The organism is Leeuwenhoekiella aestuarii (genome assembly GCF_004104055.1).
Lineage (GTDB): Bacteria > Bacteroidota > Bacteroidia > Flavobacteriales > Flavobacteriaceae > Leeuwenhoekiella > Leeuwenhoekiella aestuarii.
In genome coordinates this window covers 29,990-55,295 of the sequence record NZ_QOVJ01000006.1, presented here as the reverse complement: position 1 = coordinate 55,295, position 25,306 = coordinate 29,990, and the positions used below count along the sequence as shown (strand labels likewise).

Genomic DNA, 25,306 nt, shown 5'->3' with positions numbered 1-25,306 from the left:
GATTTAAACTTATTATCTTTGGCTAAAATTTTAATTATGCGCTACATAGCTATAATCGCAATTACACTTTTATCAATTCAATCTTTATCAGCTCAATATGGTTACGGGCGTGGGTATGGTGGTTATGGCCGCAGTCGTATGGGGATGGGAGCTAGTAGAATGGGAGCAAGTCAAACTCCACAAGGCCCCACAGAGGAGCCGCCTACAGCTGCAGAAATTGCAGAGGAGCGTTTGCCAGATTATGTAGCAGAATTTGAACTAGACCCGTTTCAGACTGAAGTACTGCGTACTTATCTTGAAGATTACTATAACGAAGTGATGGCATTACAGAAAGATAAGATTAAAGATCAAGAGACTATGCGTAAAGATTTTGAGCGTATGCAGGAAGAATTTAAAACCGATTTGAGATCTATTCTTACTGAAGAAGAACTTACTAAGTTTATGGAAATGGACTTTTCTAGTAGTGCAGTTAGAAAACGGAAAAAGAAACGGGACAATGAATAACCTGACTGTAAATCTATTTTCAAGGTCTTGATCAAGTGTAAGTTGATCTCTAAATAAAAGTCTTAAATGATTTAATATCAATTCTGAATTAAAAGGTGCTCTGAGCATCTTTTTTTATTAGGGGTTAATGCGTAATTTCGGGTGTACTTAAAATTGATTCATGCGTTATATTCTCCTACTTTCTCTAGCCTTAATTACAACTATCCATTCTGTACAAAGTCAGATTTTACCCGAACGCGATCGGGCGTCTTTAATCGATAAGATTTTAGCAGAACGCTTTGATCACGTCTTGCCGGATATTATGGATCGCACTGGTATAGATATGTGGGTTTTAATTACCCGAGAATATAATGAAGACCCTGTTGTTAAAACCATGCTGCCTTCAACATGGTTAAACGCACGAAGACGTACTATTCTGGTTTTTAATTATGATTCTGATAAGTTTAAAGTAGAAAAACTGGCCGTGGCACGTTACAATATTGGAGACAATATCACATCAGCTTGGAATAAAGAAGAAGAACCTGATCAATGGCAGGCTTTGCTAAAGATTATTGAAGTTCGTAATCCTAAAAAGATAGCGCTGAATTATTCAGATGATTATGGCATTGCTGATGGTATTTCTAAAACTGATTATGATCTTTTTTTGAATGTCTTACCTGCTTCTTATAAATCTAGAGTTGTTTCCGCAGAACCACTTGCTGTAGCTTGGATAGAGACACGAAGCGCAGTTGAGATGCAACTTTTTGAAGAGTTAGTGGGTGTTACTCACGATATCATAAACGAGGCTTTCAGTTCTAAAGTAATAACACCGGGAAAAACAACTACAGAAGATGTAGTATGGTTTATGAGGCAAAAGGTGACTGATCTTGGGCTTGAAACCTGGTTTCATCCTACTATAGATATTCAGCGGTCAGACGAGCCTTTAGAAAGTCATATCACGGCTTTTACAAATCATAATGAAGGTCAGATAATTTTACCGGGAGATTTGCTGCATTGTGATTTCGGAATCACATATTTAAGACTGAATACAGATGTGCAAGAGCACGCATATGTTTTAAAAAAGGGTGAAACCCAAGCTCCACAATTTTTAGTTGATGCTTTCGCGAAAGGTAATCAGGTACAAGATATATTTACTTCTCATTTTGAAACTGGAAAAACCGGAAACACCATCTTAAAAGAGGCGCTAACTGAAGCAAGGTCAGAAGGTTTGCGTCCATCTATTTATACGCACCCGTTAGGGCTTTACGGGCATTCTGCCGGTCCTACAATTGGGATGTGGGATTCTCAAGAAGGCGTTCCGGGTACAGGAGATTATAAACTCTTTGAGAATACGGCTTATGCTATAGAACTTAACACCACGGTAAACATCCCTGAGTGGAATAAAGACATACGGATAATGCTTGAAGAAGATGGATTTTGGGGACCTAAAGGCTTTGAATACATTAACAAGCGTCAGGAAGAACTCATTCTAGTTGATTAAATAAAAAGTTAAGCCTGCTCTAGAATGAGCTTTGCTCTTTTCTTACGTAATGCAATTACACTTATAGAGAGCATCACACCTCCAAAAGCTAGAGAAGCTCCTACAAGCTCTGGAGAAGTGTAACCATATCCTGCAGCAATAGGTAAGCCACCTAAAAAAGCACCTACGGCATTGGCAATATTAAATGCCGCCTGATTTACTGATGAAGCTAACATCTCAGATTCTTTCGCAGATTTAATCATTAGCATTTGTATAGAGGGTGCTGTTGAAAAAGCAAAAGCACCGGTTACAAAAACCATTAGTAACATTGCCCATTGTATAGGGGCGATTACAAATATGGTGAGCAGGCAAATACTCATCATACTCAAAAGTAGTGCAGTGGCTTTAATAGGAGAAAATTTATCAGCTAACTTTCCTCCTAAAATGTTACCAAAGGTCATTCCCAGACCCGCAAGCATCAGGATAAAAATAACCATGTCGCTTTCAAAACCACTAACATCTGTTAAAAGTGGGGTTATGTAGCTATACCACGCGAAAAACCCACCGGTACCTACAGCTGTTATTGCGAGGATTAGCCATAGTTCAGTGCGTTTAAATATCTTAAGCGCCTGTTTTAAAGGTATAGGTTCTGATTTTTCAATTTTCGGAAGCCAGAATTTAATAGCTAAAACGGTTATCAAACCTACAGCTACCACAATCATAAAAGTATAGCGCCAAGAAATATTATGCCCCACATAAGTTCCTAGTGGAATCCCTATTATATTAGCAATTGTAAGACCACTAAACATCATGGCAACAGCACTCGCCGCTTTTTCTTTAGGAACTAATCTGCTGGCAACTACAGCACCAACCCCAAAGAATGCCCCGTGCGGAAGACCAGATAGTAATCTGGATATAAGCATAAAACCATAAGAAGAAGCAAATACTGATAAAGAATTGAATACCGTAAATGCTATCATCAAAGAGAGTAAGATTTTTTTGGGAGAATAATTCCCAGCAATACCTACCAAAATAGGAGCGCCAATCACAACACCCAAAGCATAAGCAGAAATAAAATGACCTGCTTGAGGTATGGTGATATTGAGGTCTTTTGCAACATCAGGTAAAATCCCCATCATCACAAACTCAGTCATCCCTATCCCAAAACCTCCTATAGCTAACGCAATCAAACTCTTCTTAAGCATATAAATATGTTTTCATTTATCATAATAGCAATTATAATTGCTATTAATATGCAAAGATAGAATAGTTCTTTAGCATTCTTTTATAGAGACTTAACCGATTTAGTTAAATTAAATGGGAATATAACACAGATTTTAAAATCGAACTTACAGGTAAATAAGAAGTGATCGGGTTAAATGCCTAATCTTTAAATGTTAAGGTAAATCTGACTCCTTCATTTAATTTGCTTTCGAGTTTAATGCTACCTCCGAGGCTAGTGATGTGATTGTAAACCAGATACAGTCCTATTCCTTTGCTGTCTTCATTTCCGTGGAACTGCTGATGAATTTTAAAAATTTTATCGCCTGCGCTCTTTAAATCGATACCAGAGCCATTGTCTTCAAAAATGAGTTTTATGCTACCTTCAGACCTTGAAGAATATATACGTATTACCGGATCAACGCCTGTATTAGCATATTTTATACTATTCGTTAGTAGGTTGAGAAAAATACTTTGTAGAAAATTTAGATTAAAACTAACAGTAGGAGCTGCCTCAAAATTATATTGAACTATCGCATTGTTTTTTTCGATAAGCTGCTTGATAGAGTTTTGAGTAGTGGCTAACACTTCTTTAAAATTTAAAGGTCTTAATTCCAAATTGAGCCGGTCTTTTTTTATCCAGCTATCAAGGTAAGAGGATATAACCTCTTGCAGGTTTTCGGTAGAAAGGCGGAGTAGCTTTATGTATTCTAATACCTCTGGATCATTAATTTTAGATTCATCAATAAGTTGATGAAGAGCGACTAGATTACTCAGTGGCGAGCGCAAATCGTGTGAGCTTGAATAATTAAAATGCTTTAAATCCTTATTGCTTTCATTCAATTGTTTCAGAAGGTTGTTTCGCTCAAGTTCAATATTTTTCTTTATTGTGATATCTTTCGCTACTGCATAAATGATCTGTTCATCTTTTAGTGTAATTGAAGACCAGTGAAACCATACAACGCCACCATTCTTATGAACATATCTATTTTCAAATTGTGTTAATTCATTTACGTTAAGCAAGTTCTTACGTTTTTTACTTGTAAGAGACCTGTCGTCTTCGTGAATGAATTCAGAAATGGGTTTTGAAAATAATTCTTCTTCGCTATAGCCTAGTGTCTTGACAAGAGCAGGATTTACTTTTCTAAAATATCCATCGTAGTCAGCAATACACATAACATCTGGGGACAATTCAAAAAAATAATCTAAGTTATAGAGCGTCTTGTCTAAGTGTTTCTTTTCAGAAAACATAATATGAGTAGGGAGTAGTTAAGTGATGAAGATAAGTTAATTTATATAAAGATCTGGTGTAATCTTTAATGAGGCAGCAAGCTTTCCGTCATAACCATAATAATTATAATTTAGGGTAACGTCATTTTCTTTAAAATAGCTCATCTCTTGACTAGACTTTAGTTGAGCTATTATTCCTGGTTTGATGTTTTTAGTAATAGTATCTTCATTCACCATATCAGAACGGTATATGAGCGTATAGTAATAATCAAAGATTCTATCTCCGGTAACAGCTGCACTATCCAGTCGTGTTTCTTCATCAACTTGAATGGGAGCTTGTTTATTGAGCTCAAGAGCAACTTCAATTAGATTCTCTTGAACATCAGGTCTAAATAGTTTAGACACCAAGTAATAGCTGATTCCTCCAAATATTAAGAATGAAATTATAGCTACAGCAATTGAGCCAGTTTTATTCATAACTATTAAACCTGTATAATTCCGAGGTTGAATTTTTTCTCGATAGGAGCATGGTTAGCAGCTTCGATTCCTGTTGAGATATAGTGACGGGTTTGAAGCGGATCTATAACAGCATCAGTCCAAATACGAGAAGCAGCATAATACGGAGAAACCTGCTCATCGTATCGCGCTTTGATATTGTCATAAAGTTCTTTTTCAACTTCTGGAGTGATTTCTTTTCCTTGCTTTTTTAAAGAAGCCGTTTCTATTTGAAGCAAAACCTTTGCGGCACTGTTACCGCTCATCACAGCCAATTCTGCTGATGGCCAGGCAACAATCAACCGCGGATCGTAAGCTTTACCACACATGGCATAGTTGCCCGCACCGTATGAGTTGCCTATCACAATTGTAAATTTAGGGACTACACTATTACTAACAGCGTTAACCATTTTAGCTCCGTCTTTTATAATACCCCCGTGCTCACTTTTACTACCTACCATAAAGCCGGTAACATCTTGTAAAAACACTAACGGAATTTTTTTCTGATTACAGTTGGCTATAAAACGCGTAGCCTTATCAGCACTGTCGCTATAGATCACTCCGCCAAACTGCATCTCCCCTTTTTTAGTTTTTACAATCTTTCGCTGATTAGCAATTATACCCACAGCCCAGCCGTCTATACGAGCATAAGCCGTAATAAGTGTTTGACCATAACCTTTTTTGTATTCTTCAAATTCAGAATCATCAACCAGACGTTTGATGATTTCGGTCATATCATATTGATCGCTGCGTTTAGCAGGAAGAATTCCATAGATATCCTGAGGGTTTTCTTTGGGTTTAGCAGGTGAAGTACGATTAAAACCGGCTTTGTCAAAATCACCTATTTTCCCCATTATATTTTTTATTCGCGTCAAAGCATCGCGATCATCAGTCGCTTTATAATCTGTAACGCCGCTTATCTCACAGTGAGTAGTTGCACCACCTAAAGTCTCGTTGTCAACACTTTCTCCAATTGCCGCTTTTACTAAATAACTACCAGCCAGAAAAATACTACCGGTTTTGTCTACTATCATTGCTTCATCACTCATAATAGGCAGGTACGCGCCACCGGCAACACAGCTACCCATTACTGCACTGATCTGTGTGATTCCCATACTACTCATCACCGCATTATTTCTAAAGATTCGGCCAAAATGTTCTTTATCTGGAAAAATCTCATCTTGCATCGGCAGATATACCCCTGCACTGTCAACTAGATAAATTATAGGAAGCTTGTTTTCTATACTCAATTCTTGTGCGCGCAGGTTTTTCTTTCCGGTTATAGGGAACCAGGCACCTGCTTTTACAGTGGCATCGTTAGCTACTACAATACATTGTTTTCTGCTAATGTGCCCCATTTTAACAACAACACCACCGCTTGGGCAGCCGCCGTGTTCTTCATACATGCCTTCGCCGGCAAACGCAGCAATTTCAATAGCTTTTTCGGGTTTGTCGAGTAAAAAATCGATGCGTTCCCTAGCAGTAAGCTTGCCTTTTTCATGTTGTTTTGCGATACGCTTTTCACCTCCGCCCAGTTTTACCTGAGCAAATTTTCTTTTTAAGTCTGAAACAAGAAGCTTATTATGGTCTTCGTTTTTATTGAATTTGATATCCATCTATAAAATTTAAACGCTCTTAAAAACTGGTCTTTATTTAAATAGATAGTAGACCAGAATAAGTAAAACGGAGCATAGTGTGGTAACGAAAATACGAAATCGTTATATCAATACACGCTACTATTTATATGAAAAATGCGATATTTGCGCTCTATGCTTCGATGCGTAAGGGATAGCAGCGGCATCCTTTTTTGAGGCTTTTTTTGAAAAGGAATATAAAAAGATATAGCGGATAGCCTGGTTGTAAAAGCTTCATAGCTTTTACAAGACGCAAAAAAATAAAAACTATGATGAATAAAAATACTGTATTGGGTTGGGCTACTTTTATAATGATTGTGGTAGGACTCGGTCTTATATTTCTGGGTGCATTTAGATACAATGAAGTCGCTGGTTGGGGCTTTGCCTCAGTAGGGATTGGTTTTTTTGCAATCGCCTGGGTTTTTAATGCACTAAAAGGACGTGTTTAATGACACAAACATTACTTAAAGAACAGCTTTTAAGACATCTTCAAGGTGGGGAGGCTTTTAAAAATGTAGAAGATCTTCTTGAAGATATTTCTTATAAGAAAAGTGGAGAGCGTCCTGTGGGTTTGCCTTATTCTTTTTATGAAGTTTTTTACCATATGGTTTATGCCCAAAAAGATATATTGAATTTTTGCTTAGCCGAATCGTATGTAACACCGAGTTGGCCTAAAGATTACTGGCCCACAGAAAATAGGGCTGAAACTAAAGAGGAATGGAAATCTTTAGTTTCTGATTTTTTTGAAGATCGAAACGTTCTTATAGCTTTTATTGAAGATGAAAAAACAGACTTACTACAGGTAGTTAAGCACGGTGACAAACAAAGTGTTTTGCGCGAGCTAATGCTGGTTATAGAACATAATGCGTATCACGCTGGTCAGCTTGCAATTATTCTTAGGCTTCTGGGCTTGATATAGCCAATAAATTCTCTTAACTTAATTTGAAACGATTCACCTGTTCTTTTGGGTGTTTTTATAGAACAATTTTTTAATACTGAATACATTATGAGTGACGATAAAAAGATAATTTTTTCAATGACCGGGGTGAGTAAAACCTATCCCGGTGCTAATACGCCTGTTTTAAAGAATATTTACTTGAGTTTTTTCTATGGGGCAAAGATTGGTATTTTGGGACTTAACGGTTCTGGTAAATCTACCTTACTTAAGATCATAGCAGGGATAGACAAGAACTTTCAAGGGGATGTTACTTCTGATAAGGAATTCTCTGTTGGGTATTTAGAGCAAGAGCCTCAATTAGATGACGAGAAAACGGTATTGGAAATTGTAAAAGAAGGAGCTGCTGACACTGTAGCTATTCTTGATGAGTACAACAGCATAAATGATCAATTTGGTCTGGAAGAAGTTTACAGCGACCCTGATAAGATGGAAAAGTTGATGAACCGTCAGGCTGTCTTGCAAGATGAGATTGATGCGCGCGGTGCTTGGGAATTAGATAACAAATTAGAAGTAGCAATGGATGCGTTGCGCACTCCGCCGGCAGATCAAAAAATTGGAGTGCTATCTGGAGGAGAGCGTCGCAGGGTAGCTCTATGTCGTTTGCTTTTGCAAGAGCCAGATGTATTATTATTGGATGAGCCTACTAACCACTTAGATGCAGAAAGTGTACACTGGTTAGAGCATCATCTGGCACAATACAAAGGAACGGTTATAGCAGTAACGCACGACCGTTATTTTCTAGATAATGTAGCAGGCTGGATTCTAGAACTAGATCGAGGAGAAGGTATTCCTTGGAAAGGAAATTACTCTTCTTGGTTAGACCAGAAATCTAAGCGTATGGCTCAGGAACAAAAGCAAGCAAGTAAACGTCAAAAAACATTAGAACGCGAATTAGAGTGGGTGCGTATGGCTCCAAAAGGTCGCCAAGCGAAGCAAAAAGCACGTTTGAGCAATTACGACAAACTCTTATCTCAAGACCAGAAGCAAACAGACGAGAAATTAGAGATTTATATTCCTAATGGTCCACGCTTGGGTACTAATGTGATTGATGCTAATGGTGTAAGTAAAGCTTTTGGTGATAAGTTATTATATGAAGATCTCAATTTTGTGCTTCCTCAGGCAGGTATTGTAGGTGTTATAGGTCCTAACGGGGCTGGTAAAACCACGATCTTTAAAATGATCATGGGCGAGATAGAGCCAGATAAAGGTGATTTTACAGTAGGTGATACTGCTAAGATCGCATATGTAGATCAGTCTCATAGTAATATTGACCCTGAGAAAACCATCTGGGAAAACTTCAGCGACAAGCAAGAGTTGATTATGATGGGTGGTCGCCAGGTAAACAGTAGAGCATATTTGAGTCGTTTTAATTTCAGTGGAAGCGAGCAAAATAAAAAAGTAAGTATGCTTTCTGGCGGTGAGCGTAACCGTCTGCATCTCGCTATGACGCTTAAAGAAGAAGGAAACGTTTTGTTACTTGATGAGCCAACCAATGACTTGGATGTAAACACGCTGCGTGCTCTAGAAGAAGGGCTTGAAAATTTCGCGGGTTGTGCTGTTGTTATTTCTCACGACCGTTGGTTCTTAGATAGAATTTGTACACACATTTTAGCCTTTGAAGGCGATAGTCAAGTCTATTTCTTTGAAGGTGGATTCTCTGATTATGAGGAAAATAAAAAGAAACGTCTAGGTGGTGACTTGATGCCAAAACGTATTAAATACAAAAAACTAGTTAGGTAGATATTGAACCTAAGTCTATTTATACACAAAAAGCCTTTTCATATTGAAGAGGCTTTTTCTTTATGTGGTCATCACAAATTTATGAGAATAAATTATTTTAATTTTTATTAAGTCTAAATAGCATAAGGTCATTTTCCGTTTTATATTTGCAGCTATTTGTGAATTAGTGTGCATTAAAAAAATCTAGATAAACCTTGATCTATAAAAATGAAGAAAAATAAAAAATACACCATTAGAAAATTTATTAATGACGTGCATCTTTGGCTAGGACTAGCTAGTGGGATCATTTTGTTTCTGGTTTGTCTTAGCGGAACCATTTTGGCTTTTGAGCACGAAATTAAAGATGTGTTTTCAGATGAATTAGTTGTAGAACCAAAAGGCGAAAAAATAAGTATAGCAGATTTAAAAGAAAAAATCACAACAGAGAATAGTGGAGTACTAACCAGTATAGGTATCCCCGAAGCTTTAGACGAGCCTTATGTTTTTACAATAGAAGAAAATCCTAAAGAGCGTCGTGGTACAAGCTTTATGGTAAATCCATATACCGGTGAAAGTTTAAAGCCTGCTGCAAATCCTGCAGATGCTTTTTGTTTTTTCTTTTTCAAAATGCACCGTTGGTTACTTTTAGATTCAGCAATAGGTAGACCAATAGTAGGTGTAGCTACAATCATTTTTTTAATTCTTTCTATCACTGGTCTTGTTTTATGGTTTCCGAAGAAAGTAAAATGGAAAAATGTAAAAAGCGGTTTTAAGATCAAAACTAGAGCCAATTGGAAACGCGTAAATCACGATCTACATAACACGCTTGGTTTTTACTCGTTGATCTTTATCGTTATTATGGGAATCACTGGTTTATGTTGGTCTTTTGAAGGGTATAGAGAAGGTTTAGGGAACCTTATAGGAACCAAAATATTTAATCGTTCTTCTCCGGAATTTCAAATTACAGAAAACTCAGAGGCAGCAACAATTACTCTTTCTGAACTATTAAATACTGCAGACACAATTTTTGATTATCCGGGAGCTATTTCAATAAGCTTACCAGGAGCACGAAATGATTTCTTTAGTATAAGAAAGCGTAATGCTAACGGGTGGTCACCTTCTACTTCTGATATGGCTTACATTTCAAAAACAGGAGAGGTGCTTGCTGTTGAAAAATTTAGTGATAAGCCGTTTAATGTGCAAGTGGCATCTTTAGTAAAACCAATACATACAGGAGCAGTTTTTGGCTTCTTTTCTAAATTAATTTACTTCTTGGCGTGTTTGATAGGTACCAGTTTACCAGTAACCGGAACTTTGATCTGGCTCAATAAAATGAAAAAAAAGAAATAATCTTTCTGTAATACTTAAAAAATAAGACCTCACTGTTTAAACAGTGAGGTCTTATTTTTTAAGTATTTTTAAACAACTTCTAATTTTGAGAATTTGGATTTAAATACAATTAAAGTCATCGCTTTTGACGCTGATGATACACTTTGGGTAAATGAAACGTTTTTTAGAGATGCAGAAATTGCATTTGCAAAACACCTTTTAGATTATGGGGATGAAGAAGATATCGTGCGTATGCTTCTGGATACCGAAATTCGTAATCTTGATACATATGGTTACGGGATAAAAGGCTTTACGCTTTCTATGCTTGAAACTGCACATCGATTAATGGGAGATAAGATGAATGCCGAAACAACATCATTCATTCTAGATAAAGGAAAACAGATGCTTGCAGAACCGGTTGAGGTTTTACCACATATTGAAGAAGTTCTTGAAGAGCTTTCTAAAAAATATAAGTTGGTTGTGGCTACAAAAGGGGACTTGCTTGATCAAGAGCGTAAACTCATCAAAAGTGGACTAATAGATTATTTTCACCACGTAGAGATAGTTTCAGACAAGAAAGAAACGCAGTATAAAAAACTGGTTAAACATCTTGATATAGAACCGCAAGAATTTTTAATGATAGGTAACTCCTTAAAATCTGATGTGATACCGGTACTGGCGATGGGTGGTTATGCATTTCATATTCCGTTTCATACCACGTGGACTCATGAGCAAGTAGATGATGAAATCAATCATTCTAAGTTTAGGGCATTAACTAATGCTAAAGAATTACTAGATATCTTATAAAAATAGAGCAGATCAAAATGATCTAGAACGTTCTTATTGTCGTTTGGGTAAAAAGCTGCGTAAGATATAAATGATAGCTGCAAGAAGTAACCCTAGTAAAAGACCTTTGCCAAAACTTGCATTGATGAATAAAATGAGAATAGCAATTACAGCAAGCACTCCAAAAAGTATAGCTGCACGTTTGTGATTTTCTTTCATACCTCAAAGATACGGTTATGTGATTTTCTGGCTGAGTTATTAATAAAAAATTAAAGATGCAGTGTTTGTCTTTTTTGTATGTTTGGGTGCTTTTTTAGAGCAGTTGTAAATCCTTTTTTTCGTTAAAAAACAGTAAATTATAGTAGCTGTTTTTACACTTTTACACACTTTTGAATGAGCATTAACGTTAAAATATAATAATAGGTACAAGCCTAAGCTAATCAAACAATAGTTATTTATGGAAAATGAGAATAAAAATACGGGTATAAAGATAGTTACGGGAATACTTGCCGTTCTTCTTGTTGTAGCCGGTGCTTTTGCAATTAAACTTTACAATCAAGAGAAGAACACAAAAGCAGAATTGACCGAAGAAAAAGAACTTGTTCTTAATGACCTTAAACAAATGGTCACCAAATATGACGCAGTAATTGAAGAGAATAATCTTAAAGATACAGAATTGAATCAGGCTCGTGATCGTATACAGGTTTTAATTGATTCTGTTCAAAAAATGGATGCGAACATTTCTGTTTTACGTCGTTATCGTGATGAGGTCTATAAGCTTAAAAAAGAACGCGAATATCTTTTTGCTCAGAACGACAGCTTAAAAGGAATGAATAAGATGCTGGCTATGCAGGTAGATAGTACTACTTATGAATTAGAGGTTTCTAAAATGAAACGCGATAGTCTTAATATGGTAAAAGATGAATTGGCTGAAAAAGTAGCTTTAGGAGCGAGTTTGTCTGCTAGTAAATTAGTAGGTACCGGGGTAATTGTAAGAAACAGTGGGAAACTCGTAGAAAATGACAAAGCGCGTCGTGTAGATCGTATTAGAGCATGTTATACTGTGCCACAAAACAGGATTGCCGATGCCGGAGACCGTGAATTATACGTCCAAGTGTTAGATCCTCAGAACAACATTTTAGGAGCAAATAAAACTATTGCTATTGACAGCGTAACTAGTGTTACTTATAGTGCAATTTCAAAATTTTACTACGAGAAAACAGCTTTAGATATTTGTGAAAACATCACACCTAAAGGGGAAGACTTCTCAAAAGGACTTTATAAGATCAATATTTTTGATGGTGGTAAAATGATCGCTACTACAAATCTGGTTTTAGACTAGTATAAGATTTTCTATAAACTAAAAAAGCTTCGGGATTTCCCGAAGCTTTTGTTTTTTTAAGCAGGTTGCTTAAGTCTATTTTCCACCATTAGCTCTTAGGTCTTCTAAACAAAATTCTCCAAAAGTAGGCAAGCCATTCATAGTAGTACTTGTTGCATCTGCTACGGTCTGAAAGTACATCAGGCAGTTTTCTTGATCACAATGCTTGTTAGGAGTTTCTTCTCCGTCATCATCAGCGGTTTCATCTTCGTGATCGCGTACCATTGGAGTGCCTAGATTTACCAACCCGAAAAGGTGACCAAACTCGTGCTCAGTAGTAACAGTTTCCAGTTGGGTAAGACTTGGCCCTGTGAAACCACTACTAAAATCTCTAAGTGTTTCACCAAAAATAATACAAGAAGTATTACGATAAGCAGTACCTAAAATACGGCTGTTTCCTTCATCGCTTTCTGAGTTTTCATTGGTAAAGAAAACCCAAACTCCAAGTTCATCTCCAACATTAAAAACGGTTCGATTATCTTCTTCTATCTTAGTGTACTCATCGCGGTTTAAAGAACCTACTTTAGAAGCAGATACCACAGTTTCGGTAAAAGTAATACCGTCAGGTTTGTTTAAACGTTCAGAGAAAAATGCTCTCAAATTACTTAAGGTCGCATCAGAGGGTCTAAAGCCATCCACGTATGCAATCTCAACATTCATAGAGGTGAATTCTTCAGCACTTAAAAAATCTCTTGCTGAAGCGCCCAAAGCTTGCTTATTGGCTAAGGTAGGGTCAGTAGTGTTAGTTCCCGAAGAATCGCTGTCGCTTGAACAGGAAAGTATTAAAAATGAAAAAAAAAGAGTAATGTAGGGGGTAATTCTATTAAGTGCCATTAAAAATAATTTGAATGTTTTCAAAAATAACTAAACGTTTAACTTTTGGGTCTTGTTGTATTTAGTTTATGATGTTTTTAGGATAAGCAGTTTAATACTATGTACGGTTTTTAAAGCACTCTAGTTTTATTATAGTTTAATGAGTTGAGCTAAATAGTCGTAATGTGGACCTTCAATAATTTTTTTACAACTAAAACCCGCTTTTTCAGCTTCAGTTTTTAGGGTTTTAAAATCAATATACAACCAGTCAAAAGCTTCAGAAGTTTGATTTTTATACTGAATTTTAAACGTTACTTCGCCATAATAATCACGGCTTGCATCACGCCAGTAACTGCCATCTTCTTCCTCATACATAAACGCAATGTCTGAAGAATCAATAAGAATTTGACCACCAGTTTTTAAAAGACTGTTTAGATGCTTTAAATAGTTTTGCGTGTTTTTTAAGGTCTCAAAAATTCCGCTGCCATTCATCATAAGCAGTAAAGTATCGTAATTCTTTTCGGTATGGCTTAGAATATCAGATTCAATAGTCTTTGATATCCCGCGATTATGGCAGACGTTAATTGCTCCTTTAGAAACATCAAGAGCAGTGACGTCGATACCTTTATTTTGTAAATACAAACTATGGCTTCCTGCACAAGAGCCTATGTCTAATGTTTTTCCTTGGGCAAGTCTTAAAGCTTCTTGTTCAACCAGTGGCATAGCATCAAACCCCCTAAAAAGATAAGGAACTGGTATCTCATCATCTTCGGTAAGCGACGAGATGACTGTAATAGCTTCGGTGTGATTACCGGTGTAGAAATCGAGTAATGCCTGACCAAAAATATCAGGGTTTTCAGAATCTCTTTTGGTCATAAAATCAAGGGAATTTAAATGCGTATTTTTGCGCTATGGATGAATTTATTGAGCAGTTGCCTAATCTTGCCAAAGATAAGCATAAAGAGAATGCTGCCTATTTTAAAAAGCTGAAGCGTAAACCGCCTAAAGATCTGGATTACCAGATGCAGGAATTACACGATGAAGAATTTGAAGAAACAGATTGTTTAAAATGTGCTAATTGTTGTAAAACAACCGGACCTTTATTTACAGACCGGGATGTCAGCCGCATTGCAAAGCATTTTAGGATGAAAGATGCACAGTTTATTGAGACCTATTTGCGTATAGATGAAGACAACGATTATGTACTTCAAAAGGTACCATGCACTTTTCTGGGAGCAGATAATTACTGCATGATTTATGATGTGCGGCCTAAAGCCTGTGCAGAATTCCCACATACAGACCGGAAGAAATTTCAGCAGATCACAAATATTACGTTGAAGAATGTTGCTATTTGTCCTGCAGCTTATAATATTGTAGAAAAAATGAAAGAACGTATTAAGTTGAAATAAAAAATGCCCTGAGATCAATCAGGGCATTTTATAGCATTAATTTTGAGAATTCAGATTTAATTATCCAGTCCGCCGCGACGGTTACCATCACGAGGTTCTGGCCAGGTCATTTGTGCTCCGGTTCTTTTATTTACCGGTAAAACAATTTGTTCGCGAGACGTTTTTTCGTCATCTTCACTAGCCATATAAGCAAGAACAGCAGTTAGAATAGCGTTGTTTTGTAAATCATCCCAAACTATCTTGTCGTAAGTATCGCGATTGGTGTGCCACGTATAGTTCCAGTAATTCCAGCTTAATGAACTTAAGTTAAAAGCTGGAGCACCGGCAGCTACAAAAGAAGCATAGTCAGACCCCCCACGACCAGGAGCTCCCGGGAAATGCGTTTCTATATCTGCTACTTCATCAGGTACTGCATTTAACCAACTGCCTAAATAATCATATGCATTTAAGAATCCGTTGCCAGAAATGTTAGCAACACGACCTGTTCCATTATCTTGATTGAATACAGCTTGAACGCCTGCAACAATTTCTGGATGGTCTTTTACAAATGCACGAGAACCATTAAGACCTTGCTCCTCACTACTCCAGTGACCTACTAGAATGGTACGTTTTGGGTTAGGATAAACTTCTTTGAGAATGCGCATAGCTTCCATCATAACTAAAGTTCCTGTACCGTTGTCTGTAGCACCTTGTGCACCATCCCAAGAGTCAAAATGAGCAGAAAGAATCACATATTCGTCAGGCTTTTCACTTCCTTTAATTTGAGCTATGGTATTAAATGTAGGTACTTCACCCAGATCTTTAGATTGAGCAACAACCTTTATGCTTGGCTTGTCACCATATTCAGCAAGACGATAAAGTAATCCATAATCTTCTAAAGCAATATCAACCATCGGAATATCTTCGGTATACGCAGAGAAAACTTTGTTCACGCCAAAACCACGAGACCAGTTGCTGGTTATTATACCTACTGCACCGGCTTCTTCTAAAATTTTAGGTAATTCTCGAGATGAGTAACCCGTAGCTTTTATTCGGGCATCCCAAGCATCATTAAGTGCATCACGATCTTTTTTCATTTTTTCAAAAGATTCTGGTGTTGCCCATTCTTCCCAATTTTCATCAGGTCGACCGGTAGGCTGCGGCATAGATACTAAAACGAATTTACCTTTAACCTGATTGATCATTTTCTGAAAACTTAAAGAGTCTTTAGCTTTCGGGAGAATGACCACTTCTGCTTCAATACCTTTAGAAGAAGTTGAAGGGCTCCAGGCTAGTTGCATACCTTCAAGACTTACGCTACGTGGGTTTACAAGGTCTATATGCGTGATACCGCGATCCCAACCTTTCCATACGCCCCATTGCTGGTTTTCTGCAGAAATCCCCCAATCGGTATAGGTTTCTACTGCCCAATCGTGGGCTTCTTTTAATTCTGGTGTGCCAACGAGGCGCGGTCCCACAACATCAAGAAGTTCGTGAGCTAATACTTTTAGCTGTGAATTTTCAGTGGCTTCTTTAACTATTTTTTCTACAGTTTCTTTTTGATCCTGAGCAAAAATACTGGTGCTTAAACCCGCACAAAGGGTTAAAAAGTAAAACGTTTTTCTCATTTGAATGTTTTTGAGTGCTTTTATTAGTTATGGCCTAAAATTAGGTATCAATTTTAAACGTATCGAAAGAAGTCGTGGATTTAACCCTTATAAATTGAATTATTATCAGGTAATCAAAAAAAGAGGCGAAAAAATAGGATTAATCATCAATTGATGAAAAGACAATATTTCTGAATTTCCAACTGGTTTCATCTCCGCTTACTTTTTGAGTCTGCTTCATAATAATACCAATTAGGTTTTCTTCAGGATCCGCGAAATACTGAGTGTTGAAATAACCACCCCACTCAAATGTGCGGGGACTTCCTTTCCCACCTTTGGCAGCGCCCAAATCATCGACTACGCTAAAGGCTAAACCGTGATACGATCCGTTACCTTTCCAGATGTCACCTATCTGATTACTCAGGATAAAATCTACCGTTGTTCTGCTCAACAAGCGATGTCCGTTGAGTGTACCTTTATTAAGGTACATTTGCAAAAACTGTGCATAATCAACTGGAGTACTTGATAAACCAGCACCACCAGAAAAGAAAGTCATTTTACCTTTTTTAGGATAATCAGGATCGTAAAAAGTAGTGGGGAAATCTACCCAATTGCCCTCATTTTTGGTTTGTACAGAAACCAACTGATCACGTTTTTCTTTTGGCAAATAGAAATAGGTGTTTTGCATTTTAAGCGGCTCAAAAATCTCTGTCTTAAAGAATTTATCAAGCGGTTTACCCGATATGATTTCTACAAAATATCCTAAAACATCGAGTCCTTCGCTATAGGTGAATTTCTCACCGGGATTATGATGCAATGGTAATTTGGCAAGTTTTTTTACACTTTCCTCAATTTGTATTCCTTCAGTTGTAAAGAGGTCTGTTACTCCGGCATCGCTATATATTTGTTTAAAACGCGGGTCTCCATCTATCTCGCCGTAACCCAAACCTGAAGTATGAGTAAGTAAGTGTCTAATCGTTATAGGGCGTGTTGCAGGCTTAGTAGTGTATGTTCCGTCAGGTAGCAGGGAATCTAAAACCTGTTCGTTTTCAAATTCAGGAATATATTTTGAAATAGGATCATCTAACTGAAATTCTCCTCGTTCCCATAACATCATTACCGCTGTTGAAGTAATGGCTTTGGTTTGGGAAGCAATTCTAAAAATTGAATTGAAATCCAGAAGTTCTCCTTTGGCATTGGCTGTGCCAAAAGCTTTATGATATACGATCTTGCCATTGCGCGCGACTAAGGCTACTAAACCCGGTACTTGCTGATCTTTAATTGCTACGATAGCAATGCTATCTAAATAAGCTAAACGGTTTGAACTCATACCTGCTTCTTCTGGATTTACTTTGGGTAATACCTGACTTTGCTGAGCAGTTAGTGATGAGCTAATACTTAAGAAAAAGAAGAGAAAAGCGTTAGTTAATTGGATTTTCATAAGATGTATTTAAATGAAAAGCCTCGGTACGACCGAGGCTTAAATTTACTGAGGAATGTTTAAAATAGCATTCAGTACTATAGTTAACAATATTATTTTATGCTGTTATTAGATTTACCTAATGTTATAATACGACCCGTTGCGTTACTAGAACGATTGCGTGTGAAGTTCTCTTCAACAAGTTTTACTTTTTTATCAAGCATCTCATATTCCTCAAGTGTTAGCTTAAGTGTTTGATACCCTACCATATTAAAAAGTATAGTGTCTTGTTTTGTTAGACCGTGAGCCTGTTCAAAATAGAAAATACCGTTATTTTTTGAGGTTACACCTTTTTTAATTGATTTGATAAATACATTAACACCGGCTATAGGTTCATCAGTTTTGGCATCTGTTACGGTACCAAATAAACGTTGTCCATAAAAAGCACTTGTGAAAAACAAGGCGAAAATTAGTATAATAAACGATTTCATTATATCGAATTTTAAAATAAGGCAGCTTTGTGCGCTAAATGTTTATAATGTAGGAGGTTAAATTTAAATAAACTGAATCGTTTAAAAAGTTAATTTTAAACTTATTTGAGGTAATTTAAGTTAGAACAACGTTTTCGGAGATTTTGTACTTTCTAGTTGTACGGTTATCAATGGTTGATTGTGAATTAAAAGTGTAGCTCAAGTTTCATATTTGCCAAAAAAGCAGTAATACAGCTCGATCTAGTCGTAAAGCAAATATTTTGATCGAATTTTTAGAAAGTCTTGCGTGGCTGAATGCCAGCTAGCTCTTATTTCTTCCATAGAAGCACCGGCCTCAATTTGTTTTTGTAATTGTGCGGTACCCGCATGTGCCGTAAAATTCTTTGTATTAAAAAAGGCTTCTTTCTTAGTATAATCACGATACGCATTTATGATAAAGGTAAGGTCAACTTCATGTAATGGTTCTACAGTTCTTAGGTCTAGTCCGTGACAAAGTTCGCCGTTAAACTTAGGACTCTTAGAACCAAAATTAGGAGCGGGCGTATAATTCAATTTATAAGTTTCCTTTGGTAGATAAGGAGAACCTATTATTTGAAATTGCATTTCGGTACCACGACCAGCATTTAGAGTAGTTCCTTCGCAAAGTCCTAAACTGGGATAAAGCATCACAGCCTGATCATTTGGTAAATTAGGAGAAGGGCGTACCGGTAACGAATACTGCATTTCGTGAACATAGTTTTTCATTGGGATAATGGTAAGGCCCACTGTTTTTTCGGTTTTCAACCAGTGTTCTTCTGCCATCATCTGTGCATATTCTCCTAGTGTCATTCCGTGAACAAGCGGAACACCGGCGTGCATTCCCAGAAAACTGGTGTGAGCAGCTTCCATCACTGGTCCATCAACATAGCTTCCATTAGGGTTAGGCCTATCTAAAACAACCACAGGTATATTAGCTTCAGCAGCAGCCTGCATTACATAATGTAGTGTGGCGATATACGTATAAAAACGCACACCCACATCTTGAATATCAAAAACAAGAATGTCAACATCTTTTAATTGTTCGGTTTTTGGTTTTTTATTACTTCCATAAAGAGAAATTACTGACAGTCCGGTTTTAGGATCTTTACCGTCTTTAACGGCTTCCCCGGCATCGGCTTTTCCTCTAAAACCGTGTTCAGGAGAAAATACTTTAACCAGATTTTGATTCAAGCTTAAGAGAGAATCTACTAAGTGTACATATATCTTTTCGCCGTTAGGCAATTCTTTTTTTAGGATAAGTGAGCTCGGGTTTCCTACAACCGCTACGCGTTTATCTGCTATAAGTGGTAAATATGCTTCGGTACGATTGGCTCCCAAGACCAATCTTTTATTTTCTATAACTGAAGTTGAATCTCCAGGTATAGAGTTTTTACTTGACTTGTTTTGAATTTGATTTTTATTCCCGGTACGGTTTCCGCAGGAAATAGCAATTACAAAAACTAAAAAAAGGGTACTTTTGAGCAAACGAAACGCCATAGGACGATTGAATTTTGAATATTTTACAGCTAAACGCATAATTGGCGCTAAGAAGTATAAAAGTACTGCTTCGACACCTATAATTAAAATCGCAATTATCGCCATTATTCTGGGGATGGTTATGATGATGATTACCATTGCTACCGGTGTGGGGCTCCAGCAAAAGATAAAAGAAAAGGTTTCTGCCTTTAATGGAGATGTGATCGTCTCTCAATTTGATGGAAATAATAGCGATATCACGCTCAATCCTATTCCTAAAGATCAACCTTTTTATCCTGATTTTGATGCGGTGCCAGAAGTTACACACGTGCAGGTTACTGCTACTAAAGCCGGTGTGATTAGAACTCCTACAGATTTTGAGGGCATTATTGTAAAAGGGGTTGGTGACGATTACCGCTGGGATTATATGGAAGATTTTCTCGTAGAAGGAAGAATCCCAGATTATAAAAATAAATTAAATACTGAAATACTCATTAGTCAATATCTAGCCAACCGGTTAGGTTTTAAAAATGGCGATAAAGTCATTGTGTTTTTTCTAAAAGAAGATGGAGGATTTTTAAACCGAAGATTTGATATCGTTGGTATTTATAATAGCGGTTTTCAGGAGTTTGATGAGAGTTTTTTGTTTGCAGATATTCGTCATATTCAAAAACTCAATAACTGGGAAGATGATCAGGTGGGTGCTTTTGAGATGTTTGTAAACGATTTTGATCGCCTCGATGAAATAGGCAGGGAAATCTATCAGAACACAGATTCATTTTTAAATACGATGACCATTACACAGAAATACTACAGCATTTTTGAGTGGTTATCTTTGTTTGATTTCAACATCGCATTGATCATTGTTGTAATGATAATAGTTGCCGGTATCAATATGATTGTTGCGCTTCTGGTATTGATCTTAGAACGTACACCTATGGTAGGTATTCTAAAAGCGCTGGGGGCAAATAATTGGAGTATTCGCAAGATATTTATGTACAATGCACTTTATCTAGTTGGCGTTGGCTTATTTTGGGGAAATGTCATAGGTCTTGGTTTGTTATTTCTTCAAAAGTATTTTGGGTTCATTACCCTCAATCCTGAAACCTATTATGTAAGCGAGGCTCCGGTCTATATAGATTGGTATTATATTTTGCTTCTCAATATGGGTACCTTTCTTTTATGTGCGGTAATGTTATTGGTACCTTCTTATGTTATTACCCGTATTTCCCCGGTAAAGACTATTAAGTTTGATTAAGTTTTGAGCTTCTGTAAAAGAAAACCTTTTCATTTTACAGTTGAGTATTGATATTTTACAGTTGGGTTAGTTTGAATATTTAGCTTCCTCAAATGTTTTCATTTTTGAAGAAAACAATCAAACCACTCAATTATGGAAACAGCAATCACCATCGTTATTTATATTCACGCATTCTTTGGCGGTATAGGTCTTCTTTCGGGCACGTTGAGTTTAGTTACTAAGAAAGGAAGCAAAATTCACAGAAAATCAGGTAAGTTTTTTACAATTGGAATGCTAGTGAGTTCCGGGCTTTCTTTACCGATAGCGAGTATGCCTGGGCATTATAATTCTTTCTTATTTTTAATCGGTTTGTTTACCATTTATATGGTTTTGGTAGGAAATAGAACTTTGCGTTTTAAATCTAGAAAAGCTAAAGTGTCTAAAACTGACTGGAGCCTAACCATTAGTATGGCAGTGCTTGCAGTTCTGATGATTGTAAGCGGGATGCTGGAGATTTTTGGTAATAAAATCCTTTTTATCTTTTTTGGGATTTTGGCTCTAGCATTATGCTTTCAGGATTATCGATTTTTGAAAAATCCTTTTCGTACAAAAACAGCGTGGCTCACACAGCATATAGGTAAAATTACAGGTGCCTATATCGCATCAGTGACGGCATTTTTAGTTGCAGGTATGAGAATACCGGGATTGTGGGCTTGGATTTTGCCATCTATTATAGGAAATACTTTTATTATTTATTACGTCATTAAAGTGAGAAGAGGCAGTGCAGGATCAAAGCAAAAGCTTGGTTCTAAATAGGGAAGAAACTCTTTATTGAGTTTCAGGTTGAAAAATCAAAATGTTGTTAAATCGGTATAAAATTTCGTTTTTAATATCTATTTTTTGAAAATAGATAACAGAAGGTCGTTTTGGTTAAAAAGTACTTAAAACAATTCCTACTTAAAAATCCCATTTTTATGCATTATGCCAAAAATATTTTAGAGACAATAGGCAATACTCCACTCGTAAAATTAAATAAGCTTACCGCAGAATTACCGTGTTTGGTTTTGGCGAAATATGAGACCTTTAATCCGGGTAATTCTGTTAAAGATAGAATGGCTTTAAAAATGGTTGAAGCCGCTGAAGCTTCTGGAGATCTAAAACCTGGCGGAACAATTATTGAAGGGACTTCTGGAAACACAGGTATGGGCCTCGCACTCGTCGCTATCGTAAAAGGCTATAAAATGGTTTGTGTAATTTCTGATAAGCAGAGCAAAGAAAAAATAGACATTCTTAAAGCGGTAGGATGCGAAGTTGTGGTTTGTCCCACAGATGTAGCGCCAGATGATCCCCAATCGTATTATAGTACTTCGAAGCGCTTAGCACAAGAAACGCCAAACTCTTGGTATGTGAATCAATATGATAATCCCGCGAATGCTGAGGCACATTTTGAATCCACAGGACCTGAAATTTGGGAACAAACAGCTGGTAAAATAACCCATTTTATAGCTGGTGTAGGCACTGGAGGAACAATATCTGGTGTGGGAAAGTATTTAAAAATGAAAAACCCCGATATCAAAATATGGGGGGTAGATACTTACGGTTCAGTATTTAAAAAATATCACGAAACCAGAATTTTTGATGAGAATGAAATTTATCCATACATAACCGAAGGAATAGGAGAAGATATTTTACCTAAAAATGTAGATTTTAAAATCATTGATGGCTTTACCAAAGTAACTGATAAAGATGCCGCAGTCTATACACAGCGTTTGGCAAAAGAAGAAGGTTTTTTCTTAGGTAATTCTGCAGGGGCAGCGATTAAAGGCTTACTGCAGTTAAAAGAACATTTTAAAGAAGGTGATGTTGTAGTAATCCTTTTTCACGATCATGGCAGCCGCTATGTTGGCAAAATGTATAACGACAACTGGATGCGCGAAAAAGGATTTATAGATTAATGTATTAACTGTCTTCCCGCGTCATAGTCATGCCTTGTATTTTATAGTCAGCATCTTCTTTGTTCTTTTTTACGACCATTACAGAGCCGTTGTAGGTTTCAGTATTTCCCTGTTTGGTTTTAATAGTATATCTAAGGGGCATTTTTACATCGGTACCTTCTGCTCCAGAGGTTACTTTTGGATCTTCAGTAAAACTTAAGGTTACTGTTTCAATATTTGAATGCTTTTCAGCAAATTCAGAAGATGTACCGCGATCACTTGTCTGAGACATTTCTTCGTAAGCTTCGGCAGTTTCTCCGCGACTTAATGCATCAAAATAATCATTGATTACTTTTTTAGCGCTGTTGATTTCTGTAAGATCTTCAGGGTTCTCAGCATCTTCTTTTCCTGAGGTTTGATACATGTCTTCTGGCGTAACTTGTTCAGACTGTGATTTGATCTCTACCTCCCCATTATCTGAAGTTTTTCGATCTACACAAGATGTGAAAATTAGGGTTGTAGCAAATGCTAAAGTTAGAATTGAATTTTTCATAGTTTTTTTTGTTTTTTTAAAATTACAGAGGCTTAAGCGTTGAAGCTATTAAGGTTATGCTAAAATTACTTTAACTTTAAGCTAATGAAAGAGGCCTTTTTACATCATCTCTGGAAATACCGAAAATTTGACGGTGCAGCTTCAACTTCAAAGCTTCAAACAGTTTGTGGTAAAAAACTTCAGATCATAAAAACAGGTATGCATAATCAACTTGCAGGCCCTGATTTTTTTAATGCTCAGGTGAGAATTGATGATCAGTTATGGGCGGGTAACGTTGAGATTCACATAAAAGGTTCGGATTGGTATCTACATAATCACCAGCAGGATCCCGCTTATGAAAATGTAATCCTGCACGTAGTTTGGGAAGATGATTGTGCTGTTTTTGATAAAGTTGACGCACAAATCCCAACGCTTATTCTCAACGATAAGGTGAGTGATGAATTGCTGAATAATTACCAACATTTACTAGAATCGAAGATCTATAATTTTATCAATTGTGAATCTAGATTTAAAGAAGTTCCTGATTTTTTATTTGATAATTGGATAGAACGCTTATTTTTTGAGCGCTTAGAGCGAAAGGTTTTGCAGGTCGAAAACTTGATCGCTAGCAAAAATGGTAATTGGGAAGCAGTTTTGTTTGCAATGCTTGCCCGTAACTTTGGTACAGTAATCAATGCAGATGCTTTTGAAGCTTTAGCTTCAGTTTTAGATTTTAAAGTCATAAGAAAATTAAGTTCACAAAAAGATCAATTGGAGACTGTGCTGCTAGGACTTGCAGGATTATTGCCGGAAACAGCTGAAGAACAAGAGCCACGAAGCTGGAAGGAAGAATATGAGTACAATAAACATAAGTATCAGCTAACTTCTGGAATTAATCAAAAAGTGCAGTTCTACAAATTGCGACCGCCTAATTTTCCTACTATTCGATTGTCTCAACTGGCTCAATTGTATGAGCAGCGTACTAATTTGTTCAGTTTAGTTATAGCTGCAAAAACGAGAGACCAATTGCAAGAGTTATTTAAAATAGAGACTTCTTTCTATTGGGAAACGCATTATAACTTTGGCAAGATTCATAAAAAGCGATCTAAAAAAATCACTCCGGCATTTATAGATATCTTAATAATTAATACTCTGATACCTATAAAGTTTGCATACGCAAAAGCTCAGGGTCAATTAATAGAAGAAGAATTAGTTAAATTAATGCTCAACCTTCCGAAAGAGAAAAATTCCATAATTAATGGCTTTTCAAAATTGAGAGAAACTAAGAAAGATGCCTTGCACAGTCAGGCGTTGATTCAGCTAAAAAAAAAGTATTGTGATCAAAATCAATGTTTGCATTGTCAGATAGGTAATTATTTGCTTAATGAAGTGATATAATGAACCAAAGGCTTTATTTTAGCAGATATACGTTTTGTAAATAAGAGTAGTTGTTATGCATAAATTGCGTCATTTTTTTGAAAGAAACGGATTTTACGTTTCGTCTCGACTGGCAGACCGAATGGGGATACGTGCTAAGAATGTGCGTTTGTTTTTCATTTATCTTTCATTTGCTACTGCAGGTTTGGGATTTGCTTTTTATCTTGTTTTAGCCTTCTGGCTCAAGCTTAAAGACTTGGTTTATACAAAACGTACTTCTGTATTTGATTTGTAAAA

General features: G+C 36.7%; 26 protein-coding genes. 14 read left to right on the top strand and 12 right to left on the bottom strand.

The features are described from left to right. Window positions 1-36 precede the first annotated feature (36 nt). Entirely contained in the window at window positions 37-504 is a 468-nt protein-coding gene (locus DSM03_RS14315; RefSeq protein ID WP_128762431.1) for a hypothetical protein, read from the top strand. 160 nt (window positions 505-664) lie between these two features. After that, window positions 665-1,984, top strand: coding sequence for a M24 family metallopeptidase (locus tag DSM03_RS14310; RefSeq protein ID WP_128762430.1), 1,320 nt, complete (start codon window positions 665-667; stop codon window positions 1,982-1,984). A gap of 8 nt (window positions 1,985-1,992) precedes the next feature. On the opposite strand, the gene DSM03_RS14305 is transcribed toward DSM03_RS14310, so the two are convergent. From DSM03_RS14305 to DSM03_RS14290, 4 genes are all read right to left on the bottom strand, one after another. Continuing rightward, window positions 1,993-3,168, bottom strand: coding sequence for an MFS transporter (locus DSM03_RS14305; protein WP_128762429.1), 1,176 nt, complete (start codon window positions 3,166-3,168; stop codon window positions 1,993-1,995). A gap of 178 nt (window positions 3,169-3,346) precedes the next feature. Further along, window positions 3,347-4,435: a sensor histidine kinase gene (locus DSM03_RS14300; protein WP_128762428.1), complete on the bottom strand. Its 1,089-nt coding sequence runs from the start codon at window positions 4,433-4,435 to the stop codon at window positions 3,347-3,349. Window positions 4,436-4,471: 36 nt separating this feature from the next. After that, window positions 4,472-4,891: a hypothetical protein gene (locus DSM03_RS14295; RefSeq protein WP_128762427.1), complete on the bottom strand. Its 420-nt coding sequence runs from the start codon at window positions 4,889-4,891 to the stop codon at window positions 4,472-4,474. Window positions 4,892-4,896: 5 nt separating this feature from the next. After that, on the bottom strand, window positions 4,897-6,525 hold the full coding sequence (locus DSM03_RS14290) for an acyl-CoA carboxylase subunit beta (RefSeq protein WP_128762426.1): 1,629 nt from the start codon (window positions 6,523-6,525) through the stop codon (window positions 4,897-4,899). A 290-nt stretch (window positions 6,526-6,815) separates the two neighbouring features. Here DSM03_RS14290 and DSM03_RS14285 point away from each other — a divergent pair, with 290 nt between their 5' ends. From DSM03_RS14285 to DSM03_RS14265, 5 genes are all read left to right on the top strand, one after another. Next, complete coding sequence (locus DSM03_RS14285; RefSeq protein WP_236638925.1) at window positions 6,816-6,992, top strand: CAL67264 family membrane protein; 177 nt, start codon at window positions 6,816-6,818, stop codon at window positions 6,990-6,992. Then, window positions 6,992-7,462: a DinB family protein gene (locus DSM03_RS14280; RefSeq protein WP_128762424.1), complete on the top strand. Its 471-nt coding sequence runs from the start codon at window positions 6,992-6,994 to the stop codon at window positions 7,460-7,462. Before DSM03_RS14285 ends, DSM03_RS14280 begins: the two co-directional genes overlap by 1 nt. Before the next feature lie 87 nt (window positions 7,463-7,549). Next, window positions 7,550-9,241, top strand: a complete 1,692-nt coding sequence (gene ettA, locus DSM03_RS14275; RefSeq protein ID WP_128762423.1) for an energy-dependent translational throttle protein EttA — start codon at window positions 7,550-7,552, stop codon at window positions 9,239-9,241. Between the two features lie 207 nt (window positions 9,242-9,448). Then, window positions 9,449-10,570: a PepSY-associated TM helix domain-containing protein gene (locus DSM03_RS14270; RefSeq protein ID WP_128762422.1), complete on the top strand. Its 1,122-nt coding sequence runs from the start codon at window positions 9,449-9,451 to the stop codon at window positions 10,568-10,570. Between the two features lie 93 nt (window positions 10,571-10,663). Next, window positions 10,664-11,356 carry an HAD family hydrolase gene (locus DSM03_RS14265; RefSeq protein WP_128762421.1) on the top strand — a complete coding sequence of 231 codons (693 nt, stop codon included), beginning with the start codon at window positions 10,664-10,666 and terminating at the stop codon, window positions 11,354-11,356. 33 nt (window positions 11,357-11,389) lie between these two features. On the opposite strand, the gene DSM03_RS18990 is transcribed toward DSM03_RS14265, so the two are convergent. After that, entirely contained in the window at window positions 11,390-11,554 is a 165-nt protein-coding gene (locus tag DSM03_RS18990; protein WP_161567104.1) for a hypothetical protein, read from the bottom strand. Between the two features lie 238 nt (window positions 11,555-11,792). Between DSM03_RS18990 and DSM03_RS14260 the strand changes: the two genes are divergently transcribed. Further along, window positions 11,793-12,677 (top strand): hypothetical protein, encoded by an 885-nt coding sequence (locus DSM03_RS14260; RefSeq protein ID WP_128762420.1) that lies wholly within the window; start codon window positions 11,793-11,795, stop codon window positions 12,675-12,677. Between the two features lie 75 nt (window positions 12,678-12,752). On the opposite strand, the gene DSM03_RS14255 is transcribed toward DSM03_RS14260, so the two are convergent. Together DSM03_RS14255 and DSM03_RS14250 are read right to left on the bottom strand one after the other, a co-directional pair. Next, window positions 12,753-13,550 carry a membrane metalloprotease gene (locus DSM03_RS14255; RefSeq protein ID WP_128762419.1) on the bottom strand — a complete coding sequence of 266 codons (798 nt, stop codon included), beginning with the start codon at window positions 13,548-13,550 and terminating at the stop codon, window positions 12,753-12,755. 129 nt (window positions 13,551-13,679) lie between these two features. Beyond that, window positions 13,680-14,405: a class I SAM-dependent methyltransferase gene (locus DSM03_RS14250; protein ID WP_128762418.1), complete on the bottom strand. Its 726-nt coding sequence runs from the start codon at window positions 14,403-14,405 to the stop codon at window positions 13,680-13,682. Between the two features lie 35 nt (window positions 14,406-14,440). Here DSM03_RS14250 and DSM03_RS14245 point away from each other — a divergent pair, with 35 nt between their 5' ends. Then, the gene (locus DSM03_RS14245) at window positions 14,441-14,938 is read left to right on the top strand and encodes a YkgJ family cysteine cluster protein (protein WP_128762417.1); all 498 of its coding nucleotides are present in this window, start codon (window positions 14,441-14,443) and stop codon (window positions 14,936-14,938) included. Between the two features lie 56 nt (window positions 14,939-14,994). Here the strand turns inward: DSM03_RS14245 and DSM03_RS14240 are convergent, their stop codons facing one another. The 4 genes from DSM03_RS14240 to DSM03_RS14225 form a co-directional block, all read right to left on the bottom strand. Then, window positions 14,995-16,545, bottom strand: a complete 1,551-nt coding sequence (locus DSM03_RS14240; RefSeq protein ID WP_128762416.1) for a M20/M25/M40 family metallo-hydrolase — start codon at window positions 16,543-16,545, stop codon at window positions 14,995-14,997. A 139-nt stretch (window positions 16,546-16,684) separates the two neighbouring features. After that, complete coding sequence (locus DSM03_RS14235; protein ID WP_128762415.1) at window positions 16,685-17,965, bottom strand: serine hydrolase domain-containing protein; 1,281 nt, start codon at window positions 17,963-17,965, stop codon at window positions 16,685-16,687. Between the two features lie 92 nt (window positions 17,966-18,057). Further along, window positions 18,058-18,435, bottom strand: a complete 378-nt coding sequence (locus DSM03_RS14230; RefSeq protein ID WP_128762414.1) for a carboxypeptidase-like regulatory domain-containing protein — start codon at window positions 18,433-18,435, stop codon at window positions 18,058-18,060. 240 nt (window positions 18,436-18,675) lie between these two features. Further along, window positions 18,676-19,950, bottom strand: coding sequence for an exo-beta-N-acetylmuramidase NamZ family protein (locus tag DSM03_RS14225; protein ID WP_236638915.1), 1,275 nt, complete (start codon window positions 19,948-19,950; stop codon window positions 18,676-18,678). Between the two features lie 7 nt (window positions 19,951-19,957). Here DSM03_RS14225 and DSM03_RS14220 point away from each other — a divergent pair, with 7 nt between their 5' ends. The 3 genes from DSM03_RS14220 (at window position 19,958) to DSM03_RS14210 (ending at window position 23,121) form a co-directional block, all read left to right on the top strand. Next, a complete protein-coding gene (locus DSM03_RS14220) occupies window positions 19,958-21,187 on the top strand; it encodes an ABC transporter permease (protein WP_128762412.1) in 1,230 nt (409 codons plus the stop codon). Between the two features lie 132 nt (window positions 21,188-21,319). After that, window positions 21,320-21,982, top strand: coding sequence for a DUF2306 domain-containing protein (locus DSM03_RS14215; protein WP_128762411.1), 663 nt, complete (start codon window positions 21,320-21,322; stop codon window positions 21,980-21,982). A gap of 158 nt (window positions 21,983-22,140) precedes the next feature. Then, on the top strand, window positions 22,141-23,121 hold the full coding sequence (locus DSM03_RS14210; RefSeq protein WP_128762410.1) for a PLP-dependent cysteine synthase family protein: 981 nt from the start codon (window positions 22,141-22,143) through the stop codon (window positions 23,119-23,121). Between the two features lie 4 nt (window positions 23,122-23,125). On the opposite strand, the gene DSM03_RS14205 is transcribed toward DSM03_RS14210, so the two are convergent. Next, window positions 23,126-23,653, bottom strand: coding sequence for a hypothetical protein (locus tag DSM03_RS14205; RefSeq protein WP_128762409.1), 528 nt, complete (start codon window positions 23,651-23,653; stop codon window positions 23,126-23,128). Between the two features lie 84 nt (window positions 23,654-23,737). Here DSM03_RS14205 and DSM03_RS14200 point away from each other — a divergent pair, with 84 nt between their 5' ends. Together DSM03_RS14200 and DSM03_RS14195 are read left to right on the top strand one after the other, a co-directional pair. Next, window positions 23,738-25,030, top strand: a complete 1,293-nt coding sequence (locus DSM03_RS14200) for a DUF2851 family protein (RefSeq protein ID WP_128762408.1) — start codon at window positions 23,738-23,740, stop codon at window positions 25,028-25,030. 55 nt (window positions 25,031-25,085) lie between these two features. Beyond that, complete coding sequence (locus tag DSM03_RS14195) at window positions 25,086-25,304, top strand: PspC domain-containing protein (RefSeq protein WP_128762407.1); 219 nt, start codon at window positions 25,086-25,088, stop codon at window positions 25,302-25,304. Window positions 25,305-25,306: the final 2 nt, after the last annotated feature.

Coding starts and splice junctions, on each gene's coding strand:
- DSM03_RS14235 (WP_128762415.1), bottom strand. CDS start 17,965: ATGAAAATCCAATTAACTAACGCTTTTCTCTTCTTTTTCTTAAGTATT.
- DSM03_RS14225 (WP_236638915.1), bottom strand. CDS start 19,950: ATGGCGTTTCGTTTGCTCAAAAGTACCCTTTTTTTAGTTTTTGTAATT.
- DSM03_RS14260 (WP_128762420.1), top strand. CDS start 11,793: ATGGAAAATGAGAATAAAAATACGGGTATAAAGATAGTTACGGGAATA.
- DSM03_RS14195 (WP_128762407.1), top strand. CDS start 25,086: ATGCATAAATTGCGTCATTTTTTTGAAAGAAACGGATTTTACGTTTCG.
- DSM03_RS14215 (WP_128762411.1), top strand. CDS start 21,320: ATGGAAACAGCAATCACCATCGTTATTTATATTCACGCATTCTTTGGC.
- ettA (WP_128762423.1), top strand. CDS start 7,550: ATGAGTGACGATAAAAAGATAATTTTTTCAATGACCGGGGTGAGTAAA.
- DSM03_RS14280 (WP_128762424.1), top strand. CDS start 6,992: ATGACACAAACATTACTTAAAGAACAGCTTTTAAGACATCTTCAAGGT.
- DSM03_RS14310 (WP_128762430.1), top strand. CDS start 665: ATGCGTTATATTCTCCTACTTTCTCTAGCCTTAATTACAACTATCCAT.
- DSM03_RS14305 (WP_128762429.1), bottom strand. CDS start 3,168: ATGCTTAAGAAGAGTTTGATTGCGTTAGCTATAGGAGGTTTTGGGATA.
- DSM03_RS14290 (WP_128762426.1), bottom strand. CDS start 6,525: ATGGATATCAAATTCAATAAAAACGAAGACCATAATAAGCTTCTTGTT.
- DSM03_RS14285 (WP_236638925.1), top strand. CDS start 6,816: ATGAATAAAAATACTGTATTGGGTTGGGCTACTTTTATAATGATTGTG.
- DSM03_RS14250 (WP_128762418.1), bottom strand. CDS start 14,405: ATGACCAAAAGAGATTCTGAAAACCCTGATATTTTTGGTCAGGCATTA.
- DSM03_RS14315 (WP_128762431.1), top strand. CDS start 37: ATGCGCTACATAGCTATAATCGCAATTACACTTTTATCAATTCAATCT.
- DSM03_RS18990 (WP_161567104.1), bottom strand. CDS start 11,554: ATGAAAGAAAATCACAAACGTGCAGCTATACTTTTTGGAGTGCTTGCT.
- DSM03_RS14270 (WP_128762422.1), top strand. CDS start 9,449: ATGAAGAAAAATAAAAAATACACCATTAGAAAATTTATTAATGACGTG.
- DSM03_RS14210 (WP_128762410.1), top strand. CDS start 22,141: ATGCATTATGCCAAAAATATTTTAGAGACAATAGGCAATACTCCACTC.
- DSM03_RS14245 (WP_128762417.1), top strand. CDS start 14,441: ATGGATGAATTTATTGAGCAGTTGCCTAATCTTGCCAAAGATAAGCAT.
- DSM03_RS14205 (WP_128762409.1), bottom strand. CDS start 23,653: ATGAAAAATTCAATTCTAACTTTAGCATTTGCTACAACCCTAATTTTC.
- DSM03_RS14240 (WP_128762416.1), bottom strand. CDS start 16,545: ATGAGAAAAACGTTTTACTTTTTAACCCTTTGTGCGGGTTTAAGCACC.
- DSM03_RS14230 (WP_128762414.1), bottom strand. CDS start 18,435: ATGAAATCGTTTATTATACTAATTTTCGCCTTGTTTTTCACAAGTGCT.
- DSM03_RS14295 (WP_128762427.1), bottom strand. CDS start 4,891: ATGAATAAAACTGGCTCAATTGCTGTAGCTATAATTTCATTCTTAATA.
- DSM03_RS14300 (WP_128762428.1), bottom strand. CDS start 4,435: ATGTTTTCTGAAAAGAAACACTTAGACAAGACGCTCTATAACTTAGAT.
- DSM03_RS14255 (WP_128762419.1), bottom strand. CDS start 13,550: ATGGCACTTAATAGAATTACCCCCTACATTACTCTTTTTTTTTCATTT.
- DSM03_RS14200 (WP_128762408.1), top strand. CDS start 23,738: ATGAAAGAGGCCTTTTTACATCATCTCTGGAAATACCGAAAATTTGAC.